Raw genomic sequence first — 17,034 nt, forward strand, 5'->3', positions numbered from 1 at the left:
GCCGCGGCCGCCCACCGTACCCCTGCGGACACTCTGGCTCAAGCCACGGGTTGGGGCTTTTGTGTGTGCAGCATTTGCATGTAGCGGTCGACTCGGGGGTCCATGATGCGACGCCACAGCGGCGGGCACAGCGCCACCACCACCGCGGCGGCGTAGCCGAACGGCAGTTGCGGGCTTTCATCGAAGTGGCGCAGCACTTGGTAGCGCCGAGCGGCATAGGCGTGATGGTCCGAATGCCGCTGCAGATGGAACAGGAACATGTTGGTGACGAGATAGTCCGAGTTCCATGAGTGCTTGGGATCGACGCGCTCGTAGCGGCCGTTGGGGAGCTGGCGCCGCTGCAAGCCGTAATGCTCGACGTAGTTGATGATTTCCAGCAAGCACACAGCCACGAAGGCCTGGCCGAGGAAATAGACCAAGCCGAGCCAATGGCCTGCGATCCACACGCAGGCCAGGGCGAACAAGGCGCTCAGTCCGAACCAAACCGCCAGTTCCCCGAGCCACGGGCTGTAGGGCTCGCCGCGTCGCTTGGCACGCTGGCGCTCCAGCTCGAAGGCGCGCGGCACGTTGTGCCGCAGTGCGCGGCCGATGAAGCCGTACACGGTTTCGCCGCGTCGCGCGGTGGAGTTGTCGCGCGGCGTGGCCACATCGACATGGTGTCCGTAGATGTGTTCGATCTTGAACGATCCATAGATCACGGACGACAGCAGCAAGCCGCCCCCCCATTGTTCGATCCGGCTGGGCTTGTGGATCAATTCATGGGCGACGTTGATGCCCAGCACGCCGCCCAGGCAGCCCATCGACACGATCCAGCCCACCGCACCCAGCGGACCGAAGGGCGCGGTGGCAAACACATGGGCCCCCCATAGCATCAGGCTGAGTTGAAACGGCACGCACAACAGGGGCAGCGCCGCGTAGTACCAGGACCGCTCCAGCATGGGCGTGTCTTGGGAGGATGGGTTGAGTTTGTCGGTGCCAACGATCAGATCGGCCAGCGGAATCGCCCCGAAGTACATGAGCGGTGTGAGCCAAGCCCACAGATCCCATCGCCCATCCATGCTGGCCATCCAGTAGCTCATCACCGGGGGAGTTCCGGCCAGCAAGAACATCAGATAACCCCAACGGTGATACCCATGGGTTTTCGATCGGGTCAGCCATTGCCACAACATCGCATGCCTCCTCTTGTCAGAACGCGTAGCCCACGCTCAGTAGTACGACGTATGGATCGAGTTTGCTGTCGATCTTGCGCTCGTAGGTTCCCAATGTGCCTCCTCGCGACTGGGCCACACTGTTGAACACGGAATCGAGAATGCCTTGCGTCAGCGGACTGTTGGCGATTTGAGGAATCGGCGCCGGATAGTCTTGCAAGACCGGCGAGCTGCTGCTGAGCATGGTGTCACGCGTGGTCAGGGTGGCGGTGGTGCGCACGGTGACGTACCCCAGCGTCAGCTTCAGATGCAGGCGCTGACTGAATTGGTATTGGAGTCCTGCAAACACGCCCCAACCGGTGGACGGTTTCATTTTGATGTCGGTCGGGCCACCGGTATAACTTTCCAACGCGGGTGTGGCCTCGGCGTCGAAAAAGTAGGTGTAGTTCAGGCCCACACCCAGCGAGGGGCGAAGTTTGTCGCCCCAGTTGCCGAAGTAGCGGTGCAGGATCAGCGTTGGGGGCAGTTGCTTGACCGTGGCCACCTTGCCCAGACGTTCGATGGTGCCGGCGCCGTAGATGTCGTGCTTGAAGGGCGCGGCCAAGATCAGTCCTTCCACCGCCCAGTTGTCATCCAGGAACTTGCCGATGCTGCCGTAGACCGATTGGCTGTCGCGCACGTCCACGGTCACTCCGGCGGGGATGCCGAAGCTGCGGAAGTTCGGAGAGAACAGCCCCAACACGCCCAGCAGGGGGTGATCGGAGGACGTGAGCACCGGGCCGGTGACGTCGCGCGCATCGCTCGATTCGTCGTTGACTTTGATTTTGGCGCCACCCAGACGGGCGAACCACCGATGCTTGGGTTCGATCTGCAAGCTGCTGCCCGACGATGCCGCGGTGTTGGCTTGCGCCAGTGTCCAGATGCCGCGGTCCTGCCGGTGCGGGCCCGGCCATGAGAGATTCAAGCCCGTGCCACTGGCTGGGCCGACCGCGGGGTCGTCGAGCAACACGCTGGCGGCGGCATGCGCCGGCGAACTGGCGCCCAGGCATGCGCCAGCCAGGGTCAAGGACAGGCTCAAACCACGCAAACCGCGCGCGGCGAGTCGAATGAACTGCATCGGTTGTCTCCGAATCAAAAAAATGTGGTGGTCGATGGTTCAGTCGGTGTCAGGAAAAGTCCTAATTTCCGGCCAGCGGACGTCCATGATTGATTGAAAGATTGCGGCCTGCGACCGGCTGAGGGGGCTTTGCCTGGGTCATGCGATTGCGAATCGGGTCGGGTCCTCGGGGGGGATTTCAGGTGTGGCGTGATCTGGGTTCGCCCCACGTCCGGTGTGGTGGCTTGCACGCGTGTGGCCCGGGCTGAAAACCCGGGCGATCGATGCGGTCGACGTCAGCGTCAAAACTGTGAGAGATTTCATGGATTGGAAGCATGACCTTCATGCGGAGCACGACACGGTTCGCAGCCCGTCCGGCGTCCGCACTTTTCGCCGGAGTCCGCCTGCGGCATCGTCGATGGAACGACAAACCTTCGTCGGTGGCTGCAGCGTCAAGCATGGCCAAGCCGCTGCCGGTGTTCAATGATTCGAAGCCGTGGGTTGAGGGGGAGCGATGCCAACGCAATCACTGCTGGGTGGGCCGGTGGGGCGAGGGCATTCGCTTGGGGGGCCGATGCGGCCGCGACGCTGATGTTTGAGGGCTGTTTGTGTTTCCACGTATGATGAAAATCGACCATGGGCCCGCTGCCCGGGACTGGCCATCTTGCGGCGCCTGGCCGCTGTGGGCGGCCGCCTGCGGGGATCTTCACGGGCGAGCCGGGGGGCAGGGGGGAGGCCGCGCCGGTCTGGCGGGGCCACGGTGGGAAAAGAGGGGGCGCACATGAGCACGACTCGCACGACGATGGTGCGACGCGGCCCCGCCGAGCCATCCGGCCCGGCGGTGGCGCCCCCGGATCCAGGGTTGGCTTCGACGCCGGAGCCGACGGCCACCGTTTACGAATCCGCCCTGACCCTCATTGCGGTGGTACGCCGACATGGCGCCACCGATGCTCAAATCTTGAACGCCACCGGCATCGATGTGCGCCGGTTGAAGGGGCCCTTGGCGCGTGTGCCCTTGTCGCGGCTCGAAAAATTGTGGGATTTCACTGCGCAGGTCACCGGCAACCCTGGCATTGCGTTGCAACTCCATCAGTACTATCCCGAAAACAAACTGCATTTCGTGGCCCACTTGGGCATGCGGGCCCGCACGTTGCGCGAGGCCTTGATCAGTTGGCGTCAATACGCGTCTTTGGTGTGTGAGGCCGACGAGGTGGACTTTGCCGTGGACGGTTCGGTGGCAAGGTTCATCTACCGTTGTCGTGACCCGCGTTACGAGTCCCGTTGGTTTGCGGAACACTTTTTGTCCCTGGCCGCTTGGTTCGCTTTGTCCTTCACGGCGGCGCCGCTGCGGGCGCATCAGGTCAACTTCATGCATCCGGATCCGGGCTGTCCCGAAGCGTATCGACAGGCGTTTTACGGCGCGCCGGTGAATTTCCTGGCCACGGAAAACAGCATCGTGTTCGATGCACAGTATCTGGAGCTGCCGTTTTGCACCGCCGACAGCTATTTGCAGCATTTTTTGAAGGAGCAGGCCGAGGAGCTCAAGCGCAGGCTCGAGCGCGATACGCCGGTGAGCAACCGGGTCATGTTTGCCATTTCGGCGTTGATCCAGCGCGGCGAAGAAGTGTCATTCGAGCGCGTCAGTGAAGTGCTCGAGCAGCCGCCGCGCAAGCTGCGTCAGCAGTTGGAAGCCGAGGGACGTCGGTTCCGTGATCTGGTGGACGAAGTTCGGCGGCACTCGGCCGCTCGCTATCTGAAATGGGGGTTGTCGATCACCCAGATGACGGAGATGCTGGGCTTCTCCGAACCCAGCGCCTTGCAGCACGCCTTCCGTCGGTGGTTCCGTGCGACACCAGGGGCCTTGCGTGCGCAGATGAAATCCGGGGACCCCACCAGCGACTGACCCTCGATCGGCCGTGATCCCTTGGGGCGGCGTTCGAGGGGCCGCCCTTGCGACGTGCGCTTCAGGGGGCCGTCGGAGTTGCGTGGCAGCGCCATCTTGCGTGCGCCCATGCCTTGCCCCGCGTACACGATGTGCCCGGGCCCTGGGCAGCCTGGGGCGGCATCGCAGCGCCGCGGGGTGACACCAGCGTCGCCAAAGCCGCGCTGGAGCACATCTCGAATCATTGTCCGGGCCATGGAGCCTGCGTACGCTTGCGTCCATTTCACTGAGCCTTTCAACACTCCAATGCACAGAGGACTTGCGACATGATGGATGTGGGCTTCGTTGCGGCCGTCGTGGCCGCATTGCCGCTCGGGTGGTTGCTCTTGATCTACGCCGGGGCGTCGGTGGGGTGGGCGCTGATGTATGCCCTGGCGTGGACCGTAGGTGCATACGCCACTGGGGCCTTGGGCGTTCGGGGGGTGATCATCGCGACGGTGGTGGCGGTGCTACCGCTGGCCGTCTTGACGGTCAAGCCGCTGCGGCGTCGCTGGCTGTCCAAGCCGTTGTTGCGCGTCTTTCGCCGCATCCAACCGTCGATGTCGGCCACCGAGCGTGAAGCCATCGAGTCCGGGACGGTGTGGTGGGAGGCCGATCTGTTTTCCGGTCGCCCCAACTGGGATCGGCTGCTGTCGATGCCGGCGCCACGGCTGACGGCCGAGGAGCAGGCTTTCCTCGACAACGAAGTCGAGCGCTTGTGCGATCTGGCCAATGATTGGGAAACCACGCAGATCTGGCAAGACATGTCGCCGCAAGCCTGGGCGTATGCCAAACAGGCCGGCTTCATGGGCTTGATCATTCCCAAGGAATATGGGGGCAAAGGCTTCTCGGCCTATGCGCATTCTCAAGTGGTGATGAAACTGGCCACCCGCTGCTCGGCGGCCATGGTGTCGGTCATGGTGCCGAACTCTTTGGGACCGGCCGAGCTCTTGCTGCATTACGGCACGGAGGAGCAGAAGCGCTACTACCTGCCGCGCTTGGCGCGCGGCGAGGAGATCCCGTGCTTTGCGTTGACCAGTCCGTATGCGGGCTCGGATGCCGCCTCCATTCCCGACGTGGGCATCGTGACCAAGCGCATGCACGAAGGGCGCGAAGTCTTGGGCTTTTCTCTGACGTGGAACAAGCGCTACATCACGCTGGCGCCGATCGCCACGGTGCTGGGGTTGGCCTTCCGGGCGCAAGACCCGCATGGCTTGCTCTCGGACAAACAAGACTTGGGTATCACTTGTGCCCTGATTCCCACGAACCACCCGGGCGTGAACATCGGTCGCCGTCACTGGCCGCTCAACGCCGTGTTCCAAAACGGTCCGACCTCGGGCAAGGATGTCTTCATCCCGCTGGACTGGGTCATCGGCGGGCGCCAACAGATCGGTCAAGGCTGGCGCATGTTGATGGAGTGTCTGGCCGCGGGGCGTTGCATTTCGCTGCCGTCGTCCAATGTCGGAGTCGGCAAGCTCGCGGTGCGCACCACCGGCGCGTATGCCGCATTGAGGCGTCAGTTCAAAACCTCGATCGGCAAGATGGAAGGCGTTCAGGAAGTGCTCGGTCGCATGGGAGGCCACTTGTATGCCATGGATGCGACGCGGCGCTTTGCGGCGCTGGCCGTCGATCTGGGCGAGCGTCCCTCGGTGCTGTCGGCCATTGCCAAATACCATGTGACCGAGCGTGCCCGCATGGTCGTCTCCGACGCGATGGACGTGGTCGCCGGCAAGGGCATTTGCATGGGGCCGCACAACTTCATCGCGCGTGCATGGCAGCAGCTGCCCATCGCCATCACGGTGGAGGGCGCCAACATCATGACGCGCAGCTTGATCATCTTTGGTCAAGGATTGATCCGCTGCCATCCATGGGTGTTGCGTGAGCTGCAGGCGGCGTCTCAGTCGGATGAGCGCGTGGCGCTGCCGTCCTTCGATGAGGCCGTGTGGGGGCATGCGGGATTCATGCTGCGCAACGCGGTGCGGGCTTGGATCGATGGGTGGACCGGCGGGCGGCTGTTGAGAGCGCCACGGCGTGCTGCCTCCGAGCTCAAGCCTTACTACCCGGCCGCCACCCGGCTTGCCACGGCTTTGGCCTTGGTCTCCGACGCCTCTATGTTTTCCTTGGGCGCACGGCTGAAGCGCGCCGAGTTGGTCACGGCGCGATTGGGCGATGTGCTGTCGCAACTGTTGATGGCCAGCGCCACGCTCAAGCGCTATGAGGACGAGGGCCGTCGGGTCGAGGATTTGCCGTTGGTGCACTGGGCGGTGCAAGATGCCCTCACCCGCGCTTGGCGGGCTCTGGACGAAGTGCTGCTCAACCATCCGGTGCGCTGGCTCGGTCGTTTGCTGCATCGATGGATTGCGCCTTGGGGCGTGCCCGACTTCCGTCCGTCCGATCGCGAGCTGATCCGCATCGCGGAGTATGTGCAAACGCCGGGTCAAGCGCGCGACCGTTTGTTGGCCGGCTCGTATGTCCCCAGCCCGCAGGTCGATGAAATCGCGCATGGTGAGCTGGCCTTTGCGTTGCATCCGCGGGTGATGCAGATCGAGAAGCGCTTGCGCGAGCAAGGGGCGCTGGTGACCTTGGGGCCCGTGCCGCAGGACTTGCGGCAGTGGCCTGCGTGGGCTCGCAAGGCACAGCAGCTCAAGCTGATCGACGCACAGGAACTCGCCCTCCTGGAGCAATACGCGCAGCACTGTGAGATTGCCCTGATGGTGGATGACTTCCCGCAGGACTTCAATTTGTTGGCCGACTTGCAGCGGCGCCAGCAGGCTCTTGCCGATCCTGCGCGCATGGCCGCTTGAAGCAACGATCCAGACTTCCAACGCTTATGAACACCTATTCGCAAGGCTCCACCTCCACGCCGGCATCTTCGGTGGGGGCTCATCCAGCGCTGCGCTCGCATGAGCGCGCGTCCGGGGTGGCCGACCGCTATGTGCATTTCGCCAATTCCGCCTTGGGCAGGCGCGTGATCAGCGCCTTCGGACTGCCACAGCCGGCCGTGCTGCGCCGTTGGCAGCCGCATGAGCCCGAATTTCCGGGCCCCGTGATGGTCGATACCTCCCCTGGCAGCGCCCTGGGCGATCGTTTGATCGGCATGCTGGAGGGCTTGGGCGCCAATGTGGTGTCCCCAGCGCGCGTGGACATCGTCAAAGGCTTGCATGCGCTGGTGTTCGATGCCACCACCGTCCAAAGTAGCGCCGAGCTCAAACGCTTTTTCGATTTCTTCCAGCCCAGGGTGCGATCGCTGGCGGCGTGCGCGCGGGTGGTGGTGCTGGGCCGCCCGCCGCAGCAGGCCGCCATGACCGCGCAGTCCATTGCCCAGCGTGCCCTGGAGGGGGCGGTGCGTTCGTTGGCCAAGGAGCTTCGGCAAGGTGCCACCGCGCAACTGATCTATGTGACCCCGGGGGCCGAGGGGGCGCTGGAGAGCACGTTGCGCTTCTTTTTGACAGCCCGATCGGCTTTCGTCTCGGGTCAGGTCGTGCGTGTGGATCCACCGGTCGATCCCGTCGTGACCTGGGATCGGTCTCGCCCCCTGACGGGACGCACGGCGGTGGTCACCGGAGCTTCGCGTGGCATCGGCGAAGCCATCGTCCGCGTTCTGGCCCGCGAAGGCGCGCGGGTGATCGGGGTGGACGTGCCGGCGGCCGAGGTGGCCTTGCGGCGGGTGTGTGAAAGCGTTGGGGGGCTGGCCCTCGCGCTGGATGTGACCGCGGCCGATGCCGGGGCCCGCATGGCCCAGGCCGCCGACGGGTGCATCGACGTGATGGTGCACAACGCAGGGATCACGCGGGACAAGCGGCTGGTCAATATGCGCGAGGACCAGTGGAGCAGTGTCATGGAGGTCAACCTGCTGGCGCCGGAGCGGGTCACCGAAGCTTTGGTGGCCCTCAAAGCCTTGCCACGGGGCGCGCGGGTGGTGTGCGTGTCGTCGATGAGCGGCATTGCTGGCAATGCTGGGCAGGTCAACTACGCAGCCTCCAAAGCTGGGGTGATCGGCTTGGTGCAAAGCTACGCGCCACGTCTGGCGCCCGATGGCGTGACGATCAATGCCATTGCGCCGGGCTTCATCGAAACACAAATGACCGGTGCCATGCCATTTGCCATTCGAGAAGCGGGTCGGCGTCTGAACTCCTTGGGCCAAGGGGGACAGCCGGTGGACGTGGCCGAGGCGATCGCTTGGTTGGCACACCCCGGCTCCGGTGGCGTCACCGGGCAGGTCGTGCGTGTGTGTGGACAGAATTGGTTGGGAGCTTGAGCGATGAACGCTTCCGTGGCGCAAACGAGCTCGTCTTTGGAACTGCCGAGCTGGCGTTATCGGCGGGTGGGTGGTGTGACGATGCTGCGCGCAGGCATGACCTCCTGGACGCGACGGCACCACAGCGCTTTGCCGCCCACCGGGTATGACGTGCGCGGTTTGCCCGAACTGGGCGTGCAATCGAGCAACGTGCAGGTGCGCGCCCAAGACGTGCGGGCCTACGGGAAGGTGTGCGGTTACGCGTTTTCCAGGCACGTGCCGGCGACCTATCTGCATGTCTTGTCGCTGCCTTTGCAAATGGCGCTGCTGCTCGATCGGCGGTTCCCATGGCCCTTGCCGGGGCTGGTGCATTTGTCCAGCAGTTTGCGTCAAATCCGGCCCGTGCATCCCGGCGATGAGTTGAATCTGGCCGTGTGGATCGATCGGCTCGTGTCGCATCCCAAAGGTCAGGCCGTGGTGTTGGCGTGCCGGGTCAAACAAGCTTCGGATGTCGTTTGGGAAGGAGAAAACGTGTATTTGCGCCGCACCGAGCTGGCCTCCGTGGGGGAATCTTGGCGCCCGTTCGTGCTGCCCGATTGGGCTGGCATGACGATGGTCGAGTCCTGGAAAGTGGCCAGCGACATCGGCAGGCGATACGCATGGGTTTCTGGCGATGCCAACCCGATTCATTTGCACGCTTGGCTGGCGCGGATGTTTGGTTTTCGTTCCGCGATCGCGCATGGCATGTGGGTTTTCGCGCGCGCCCTGGCAGGTCTTGGGCAGTTGCCGCCTCGTCTGCGCGCGTATGTGGAGTTCCGCTCTGCCGTGACCTTGCCTACGCGAGTGTCCTTGTGGGCCACCGCGTGGCACAGGGATCGGCCGCGCACCGGGCCGTGGATGGTTCAATCGATGGACGGCTCCCGCATTCATGCCATCGGAGAGTGTGTGGCATTGGGGGAGGTGTGAACGATGCTGGCACTGCAAGCGCCCAGACGGGTGGCCATCGTCGCCGGCAACCGCATTCCTTTTGCCCGCTCGAACACCGCATATGCCGAACGGTCCAATCAGGAGATGCTGACGGCGGCATTGCGCGGGCTGGTCGATCGTGTCGGATTGCAGGGTGTGCGCCTGGGCGAGGTGGTCGCCGGCGCGGTACTGAAGCATTCGCGTGATTTCAATCTCACCCGCGAAAGCGTGTTGGGCACCACCTTGCATCCAGACACGCCTGCCTACGACATCCAGCAAGCCTGTGGCACGGGGATGCAAGCGGCCATCTTGGTGGCCAACAAGATTGCGCTGGGGCAAATCGACTGTGGCATAGCTGGAGGGGTGGACACCACCTCCGATGCGCCGATTGGACTGAACGAGAAGCTGCGCCGACGGCTGCTGCGTGTCCATCGGGCACGCGGCACCGCAGCGCGTTTGCGCGAGCTGTTGCGCATCAACCCCGGACTGTTCTTCGCACCGGCGCTGCCGCAGATTGCAGAGCCGCGTACCGGTTTGTCCATGGGGGAGCATTGCGAGCAGATGGCCAAGCGCTGGGGCATCTCGCGTGCAGACCAAGACGCCCTGGCCTTGCGCAGTCACCAGCGATTGCATGCCGCCTATGAGCGTGGATTCTTCAATGACTTGGTCACGCCGTATGGCGGACTGCAGAGAGACAACAACTTGCGCGCTCAGCTCAGCGCAGCACAGCTGGCGGCTTTGAAGCCGGCGTTCGATCGTCAGGCAGGAACGCTCACCGCAGGCAATTCCACGCCGTTGACCGACGGTGCCTCATGCGTGCTGCTGGCCAGCGAAGAGTGGGCCAAGGCGCGTGGCTTGCCGATATTGGCCTATCTGCGCTTGGCCGAGACGGCGGCGGTGGATTTCATTGCGCCTCCGGCCGAGGGCTTGCTGATGGCTCCGGCGTATGCCGTGCCTCGCATGCTGGCCAAACTCGGATGGAGCTTGCAGGACTTCGACTATTACGAAATCCACGAGGCCTTTGCCGCGCAAGTGCTGTGCACGCTCAAGGCCTGGCAAGACCTGAAATACTGCCGCGACCGGCTCGGCTTGGATCGCCCCTTGGGCAGCATCGACATGGACCGCTTGAACGTCAATGGCGGCTCATTGGCGGCAGGACACCCGTTTGCGGCCACCGGGGCCCGCATCTTGGCCCAGTTGGCCAAGCAGCTGGCCGAGCGCGGCGGGGGCCGAGGGCTGATCTCCATCTGTGCGGCCGGCGGCCAGGGCGTGGTGGCCGTGGTCGAGCGTTGAGTGTGGCCCCCGGTGGTTGACCGGTCGATGAGGACGGTCGAGACGACAGGAGAAGCATCCGTGATGTCAACGAACGAGTCCAGGATTCGTCTGGCGCGAGTCGCCATGCCCGATGCCGGGGCGGCCGCGGATACGGTCGCCCCGGCCCGACCGGTGGGCCCTGAGGGCGCTGCGACTGGCGTGTCCGGTGCGCAAATCGTCGATCCGGATCGCCCATGGTTGCGCTCGTATGCGCCGGGCGTTCCCGCAGACATCGACCTGACGCGGTATCGGTCCATTGCCGAGGTGTTCGAGGACAACGTCAGGCAGTTTGCCGATCGCACGGCATTCGTCAGCCTGGGCTCGCCGATGAGCTATCGCCGATGCGGCGACTTGGCGCATGCGTTTGCTGCTTGGCTGCAGTCGGTGGGCGTGCAGCCCGGGGATCGGGTGGCCATCATGATGCCCAACTGCCTGCAGTATCCCGTGTGTCTGTTTGGCACCTTGCTCGCCGGGGCGGTCGTGGTCAACGTCAATCCGCTGTATACGGCGCGTGAGCTGGCGCATCAACTCAATGACAGCGGCGCCGAAACGCTGGTGGTGATGGATTTGTTCACCGGCACGGTGCAAGAAGCGTTGCCGCAAGTGCGACTCAAACGAGTGGTCGTCACCCGCATCGGCGACCTGTTTGCCGACGGGCTGAATCTGAAGGGCCGTCTGGTGAATCGACTGGTGCGTCTGACCGCGCCCAAGGAGCGACGCGTCGTCTCGCTGCGTGAGGCCATCGATCTGCGTGATGCGCTGAGGTCGGGTTTGCGCCGCAGTGCGGCATTGCCCGTGCGGATGCAAGCAGAGGACCTGGCCTTCTTGCAGTACACCGGGGGCACGACCGGCGTGGCCAAAGGGGCCATGCTCAGCCATCGCAACATCATTGCCAATTTGCTGCAGTCGCTGGCCTGGCGAGGGCATTACGTGGACACCAGCCAAGTTGAAACCAACGTGAGCTTGCTGCCGATGTATCACATCTTCTCGCTCACGGTGAACTGCTTGTTGTTCATGTGCTTGGGCGGACGCAATGTGCTCATCGCCAACCCGCGTGACGTCAAACGGGTGATGATGGTGCTGCGCAAAGAGCGCTTCAATGGCATGGCCGGCGTGAGCACGCTGTTCAATGCCTTGCTGGAAAACGAGGACTTCCGGCGCCATGATTTTTCCGATTTCAAGCTCACCATTGCCGGGGGCATGGCCACGCCTCAAGCCATCGCGCAACGGTGGCAGCAAGTCACCGGCGTGCCGGTGATCGAGGGCTACGGCCTGACGGAGTGCTCACCGATCGTCACGATCAATCCCGTCGATCTATCGCAGCCACGCAACATGCGCTACACCGGCACGGTCGGGTTGCCGGTGCCTTCGACCGAGGTGCGTCTGCGTCGCGAGGATGGTCGCTGGGCGGCAGTCGGCGAGCCGGGCGAGGTGTGTGTGCGTGGACCGCAAGTCATGCAAGGCTATTGGCAGCGCCCGCATGACACGGCCCAAGTGCTGGATGCGGAAGGATGGCTGGCCACCGGCGACATCGGCGTGATGGACGAGCAAGGCTATTTGCGCCTGATCGATCGGCGCAAAGACATGATCCTGGTGTCCGGCTTCAATGTCTATCCCAACGAGATCGAGGATGTCGTCATGCGTCATCCCGGAGTCAGGGAATGTGCGGCCGTCGGGGTTCCCGATGCGGTGGCCGGCGAGCGGGTCAAGCTGATCGTCGTGCCCAGCGATGCGCGGCTGACCGAGTCCGAGCTGTTGGCACATTGCCGGCGGCACCTCGTGGCCTACAAAGTGCCGCGCATCGTCGAGTTTCGGCGGGAAGAACTGCCCAAATCCACCGTGGGCAAGATCCTGCGGCGTGAGTTGCGCTGAGCCTTTGCGGCGGTTCGCTGCCGCGAACACTCCAAAGCGCTCGGCGTTGCGGCCATTCGGTCGATTCCAATATCCACCATGAGGAGACAGCTATGGGGATGTATCGTCATCTCATCCATCGCGCCGCCGCCGTGGCGGCGTCTGTTGTCGCGCTGATGTCCGTTGCCGGGGCGGCGCATGCCGTGAAGATCACGCCGGCCGGGGAGGTGGTCGCCTCAGGCAAGTTGCGATACAAGAAGAGTTTCGTGACCCTCGAATGTGACACGAAGTTCGTCTCCCACATCACGGAGGACGGCCGGTTGACGGTGCTCAATGCCGAGTTCGGTCGCAATGGTTTGTGTCGTCACATTTCGGCCTTGGCCTTGCCGTGGCGAGGACAGGCGCAGGGCAACAATTTTTTGGTGATCCACAATGCCTATGTCAATGTCGACGTGCCGCTGCTTGGCGGCGTGTGCGGCCCCAGTCGGCTCGAGCTGGCCTGGGACAACGCGCAGTCCACATTGACCTTCAAGGATGCGGTGTTGATGTCCCCCGAAGGGCGTGACTGCATCACCAATGGGGTGGTCACGGTGGTGCCGGCCTTGGATGTGCAGCCGTGAGCGTGCACCGATCGAGCGTTGCGGCCGGCAGCAGGCGGCCGCTCGCGGCACCTGTAGCCAAGGCTGCTTGTGGCCGTTGTCCGCCACCCAGCCCAGGCAGCCGGGGCCCCCGGCTTTGAGGCCGGGAGGCCGCGCACCGGGCGATCATCGTGGCTGCTTCGACTCGGCGGTCGGCCACTCCTCCACGCCAAAAGCCATAGCTCGTCTTGCCAGCTTCATCCAGGCCGACCCTGGTCAGCGAGGTGGGGTTGTAGACCGCCCCGCCATGCAAGGCCGCCGTCGGCCGTCGGCCTCTTCGATCCTGTCCATCCGGGCCACGCCAGCGGTGGCCACCGTGATCTTGGGTTCGGGCCTCGATGCAGGGAAAACCATAACTAAATCCAGTTGATTTATTTAGATGTGGGCAACTATAGTTGCTGCCATCCGCGGCTGGATGCGGGGTTCGTCCCGATCCCGAGTGCTGATGCACCAGGCCGAGCAAGGGCTGCGGAGCAGACCTGACCTCTGAGGAGACCGTCCATGAACAAAGCCATCTTCCTGTCGTCCGTGCTGGCCTTGGCGATGGGGTCTGTGTTCGCGCAGACGCAGCCAGTCATTGGCCTGATCACCAAGACCGAATCCAACCCCTTCTTCGTGAAAATGAAAGAGGGCGCCGAGGCCGAAGCCAAGAAGCTGGGCGCCAAGCTGATCGTGGCTGCGGGCAAAACCGACGGGGACAATGCTGGTCAGGTCACGGCGATGGAAAACATGGTGGCCGCCGGCGCCAAGACCATTCTGATCACGCCCAGCGACGCCAAGGCCATCATTCCGGCCATCAAAAAGGCCCAACGGCAAGGCGTGATGGTGATCGCGCTGGACAGCCCGACCGACCCGCCTTCGGCCGTGGATGCTTTGTTTGCCACCGACAACTACAAGGCCGGTGTGCTGATCGGGCAGTATGCCAAGGTCGCCCTGGGCCAAAAGAAACCGGTGATCGCCACCTTGGACCTGTTCCCCGGACACCCGGTGGGCGCACAGCGCCACAACGGCTTCCTCAAGGGCATGGGGCTGAACGCCCCGGATGCCAAGAGCAATGAACTCGGTGGCAAGGCCGCAGGCGTGGCCTGCATGGCCGACACCTATGGCGACATGGCCAAGGGCCAGACCGCCATGGAAAACTGCTTGCAGAAAAACCCCGACATCAACCTCGTCTACACCATCAACGAACCGGCCGCAGCCGGTGCGTACAAGGCGCTCAAAGCCGCTGGCAAGGAAAAGGAAGTGATCATCGTGTCCGTCGATGGGGGGTGTGAAGGGGTGAAAAACGTGGGCGCAGGCATCATCGCGGCCACCAGCCAGCAGTACCCCTTGCGCATGGCCGCCATGGGGGTGGCCGCCGGCGTGGAGTACGCCAAGACGGGCAAGAAAGTCAGCGGCTATACCGACACTGGCGTGACGCTGATCGCAGCCAAGCCCATGCCCGGCGTGGACAGCAAGGACGTCCAAACGGGGCTGGACCTGTGCTGGGGCAACAAGTAAACGATGCTCTGTGTCGCGCCGCCTGCCGGGCTCGTCGTCGGGGGCACCCGCACGAGTGGGCGGGCCGCGTGGGGTGTGCCTAGCAAACTTTCGCCACCGCCCCAACGGGGCCGATCGCCATGACTGCCATCCACAACAAACTGCCGCCCTTGGGCGCACTGGGACCGTTCATCGCGCTGGTGTGCGCCTGCGCCTTCTTTGCGACGCAAAGCGAGCGGTTTTTGACCTTACAAAACTTCTCGCTGATCCTGCAACAAGTGATGGTGGTTGGCACGATCGCGATTGGCCAGACCTTGATCATCTTGACCGCAGGCATCGATCTGTCGTGCGGCATGGTGATGGCCTTGGGGGCCATCGTGATGACCAAGACGGCGGCCGACCATGGTTTGTCTGCGCCGGTGGCCTTTGCGCTGGGCATGGCCGTGACCATGCTCTTTGGCCTGATCAACGGTTTGTTGGTCACCAAGGCCAAGTTGCCGCCGTTCATCGTCACCTTGGGCACACTCAACATCGCGTTTGCCATCACCCAGCTGTACTCGGGTTCGCAAACCATCACCGAGGTGCCCGCGGGCTTGACCTGGCTGGGCGAGAGTTTTCGCATCGGCTCAGCCCACATCCTCTATGGCGTGGTGCTCATGCTGGCGCTGTATCTGATCACCTGGCTGTATTTGCGCGAGACCGCGCCTGGTCGGCACATTTATGCGGTGGGCAACAACCCTGAAGCCACGCGCTTGACGGGCATTTCCACCGACAAGGTGCTGCTGGGGGTGTACCTGATGGCTGGCGTGTTCTACGGCATCGCCTCGCTGCTGTCAGTCGCACGCATCGGCGCGGGCGACCCCAATGCCGGTCAGACCGAGAATCTGGACGCCATCACGGCCGTGGTGCTGGGCGGCACCAGTCTGTTTGGCGGACGCGGCGTGGTGCTGGGCACCTTGGTCGGGGCGTTGATCGTGGGCGTGTTTCGCAACGGCCTGACGCTCATGGGCGTGTCCTCGGTCTATCAGATCTTGGTCACCGGCATCTTGGTGATCCTTGCGGTCCTGACCGACCAAATGTCACGCAAAGGAGTGCGTTGATCATGAGCACCGATCGCAAGCCCTCTGTCGTGATGCAGGCCAAAGGGCTGGTCAAGCGGTACGGCCAGGTCACGGCCCTGGATGGGGCGGACTTCGAGCTGCGCGCGGGCGAAATCTTGGCCGTCATCGGCGACAACGGCGCGGGCAAGTCTTCGCTCATCAAATGTCTGTCGGGGGCGATCCAACCCGATGAAGGGCAGATCCATCTCGACGGCCGCCCAGTGCAGTTTCGCAGTCCCATCGACGCGCGTCGGGCCGGCATCGAGACGGTCTATCAGGACTTGGCCGTGGCCCCGGCCATGACGATTGCCGAGAATCTGTTCCTCGGCCGCGAGATCCGCCGGCCGGGGTGGTGGGGCCGCTGGTTTCAGGCCATCGACAAGAAAAAGATGCTCGAAGAAAGCATTGCGCGCCTGAGCGAGCTCAAAGTCGGCATCCGGTCGATGACACAAGCGCTGGAAACGCTCTCGGGCGGGCAGCGCCAGTGCGTGGCGGTGGCTCGGGCGGCGGCCTTTGCGCAGCATGTGGTCATCATGGACGAGCCCACTGCCGCGCTGGGGGTCAAAGAGGGCAACATGGTGCTAGAGCTGATCCGTCGCGTGCGCGATCGGGGTTTGTCGGTCGTCTTGATCAGCCACAACATGCCCCATGTGTTCGAGATCGCCGACCGCATCCACATCGCCCGATTGGGCAAGCGCGCCGCGGTGGTCGATCCCAAGAAGATCAGCATGAGCGACACCGTGGCCGTGATGACCGGTGCGATGTCCCCTGAAGACATTCCGGCCGAGTGCCTGGCTTGAGGCCCCCTATGCTCAAAGGCATCGATCCTTTGCTCAGCCCCGAGCTGCTCAAGCTGCTGGCCGAAATGGGCCATGATGATGCGGTGGTCTTGGCCGATGCCCACTTCACCGCCATGAGCTTGGGCGCGGGCAAGCCGGTGGTGCGTCTGCCCGGCGTGGGCATGCTGCGCACGCTCGAGGCAGTGCTCAGTGTGCTGCCCTTGGCCGAGGACGTGCCGCATCCGGTGGCTTATATGCAGGTGGCCGGCACCGAGCCGGGTTACCGCTCGGCCCTGCAGCGCGAATCCCTGTCCGTGCTGGCGCGCCACGGCCTGCGTGAGGAACAGGCCGAGGCGGTGGAGCGTTATGCCTTCTATGAGAGGGTCCAACGGGCCTATGCCATCGTCGTCACCGGCGAACTGGAGCCCTGGGGCAACTTTCTGTTGCGCAAGGGCGTGCTGGGCAGGCCTTTGCGCCCCTGAGGCCCGACGCCTGCGTGCCGGGA

13 protein-coding genes are annotated in these 17,034 nt (G+C 63.8%); 11 read left to right on the top strand and 2 right to left on the bottom strand.

Going from position 1 to position 17,034, the window contains the following annotated elements; translation table 11 throughout:
* Window positions 1–38 precede the first annotated feature (38 nt).
* Window positions 39–1,169: an alkane 1-monooxygenase gene (locus F615_RS0104570; protein ID WP_019559997.1), complete on the bottom strand. Its 1,131-nt coding sequence runs from the start codon at window positions 1,167–1,169 to the stop codon at window positions 39–41.
* A 16-nt stretch (window positions 1,170–1,185) separates the two neighbouring features.
* Window positions 1,186–2,265 (bottom strand): OmpW/AlkL family protein, encoded by a 1,080-nt coding sequence (locus F615_RS19345; RefSeq protein ID WP_019559998.1) that lies wholly within the window; start codon window positions 2,263–2,265, stop codon window positions 1,186–1,188.
* A 760-nt stretch (window positions 2,266–3,025) separates the two neighbouring features.
* Between F615_RS19345 and F615_RS0104580 the strand changes: the two genes are divergently transcribed.
* The 11 genes from F615_RS0104580 (at window position 3,026) to F615_RS0104630 (ending at window position 17,011) form a co-directional block, all read left to right on the top strand.
* Window positions 3,026–4,147 (top strand): AraC family transcriptional regulator ligand-binding domain-containing protein, encoded by a 1,122-nt coding sequence (locus F615_RS0104580; protein ID WP_083932396.1) that lies wholly within the window; start codon window positions 3,026–3,028, stop codon window positions 4,145–4,147.
* Window positions 4,148–4,452: 305 nt separating this feature from the next.
* On the top strand, window positions 4,453–6,969 hold the full coding sequence (locus tag F615_RS0104585; RefSeq protein WP_019560000.1) for an acyl-CoA dehydrogenase: 2,517 nt from the start codon (window positions 4,453–4,455) through the stop codon (window positions 6,967–6,969).
* A gap of 116 nt (window positions 6,970–7,085) precedes the next feature.
* Window positions 7,086–8,423 carry a 3-oxoacyl-ACP reductase gene (locus F615_RS0104590; RefSeq protein ID WP_026330020.1) on the top strand — a complete coding sequence of 446 codons (1,338 nt, stop codon included), beginning with the start codon at window positions 7,086–7,088 and terminating at the stop codon, window positions 8,421–8,423.
* A gap of 3 nt (window positions 8,424–8,426) precedes the next feature.
* Window positions 8,427–9,368, top strand: coding sequence for a MaoC family dehydratase (locus tag F615_RS17790; RefSeq protein ID WP_019560002.1), 942 nt, complete (start codon window positions 8,427–8,429; stop codon window positions 9,366–9,368).
* A gap of 3 nt (window positions 9,369–9,371) precedes the next feature.
* Window positions 9,372–10,661 carry an acetyl-CoA C-acetyltransferase gene (locus tag F615_RS0104600; protein WP_019560003.1) on the top strand — a complete coding sequence of 430 codons (1,290 nt, stop codon included), beginning with the start codon at window positions 9,372–9,374 and terminating at the stop codon, window positions 10,659–10,661.
* Window positions 10,662–10,766: 105 nt separating this feature from the next.
* A complete protein-coding gene (locus tag F615_RS0104605) occupies window positions 10,767–12,554 on the top strand; it encodes an AMP-binding protein (protein WP_019560004.1) in 1,788 nt (595 codons plus the stop codon).
* 98 nt (window positions 12,555–12,652) lie between these two features.
* A complete protein-coding gene (locus tag F615_RS19350; protein WP_062193920.1) occupies window positions 12,653–13,153 on the top strand; it encodes a PraA/PraB family alkane oxidation protein activator in 501 nt (166 codons plus the stop codon).
* A gap of 519 nt (window positions 13,154–13,672) precedes the next feature.
* A complete protein-coding gene (locus F615_RS0104615) occupies window positions 13,673–14,671 on the top strand; it encodes a sugar ABC transporter substrate-binding protein (RefSeq protein WP_019560006.1) in 999 nt (332 codons plus the stop codon).
* A 119-nt stretch (window positions 14,672–14,790) separates the two neighbouring features.
* Window positions 14,791–15,750, top strand: a complete 960-nt coding sequence (locus F615_RS0104620; protein WP_019560007.1) for an ABC transporter permease — start codon at window positions 14,791–14,793, stop codon at window positions 15,748–15,750.
* A 2-nt stretch (window positions 15,751–15,752) separates the two neighbouring features.
* Window positions 15,753–16,550, top strand: coding sequence for an ATP-binding cassette domain-containing protein (locus tag F615_RS0104625; protein WP_019560008.1), 798 nt, complete (start codon window positions 15,753–15,755; stop codon window positions 16,548–16,550).
* Between the two features lie 8 nt (window positions 16,551–16,558).
* Window positions 16,559–17,011, top strand: a complete 453-nt coding sequence (locus F615_RS0104630) for an RbsD/FucU family protein (protein ID WP_019560009.1) — start codon at window positions 16,559–16,561, stop codon at window positions 17,009–17,011.
* Window positions 17,012–17,034 lie beyond the last annotated feature (23 nt).

Origin of the sequence: Caldimonas manganoxidans ATCC BAA-369, assembly GCF_000381125.1 — a bacterium.
Classification (GTDB): domain Bacteria; phylum Pseudomonadota; class Gammaproteobacteria; order Burkholderiales; family Burkholderiaceae_C; genus Caldimonas; species Caldimonas manganoxidans.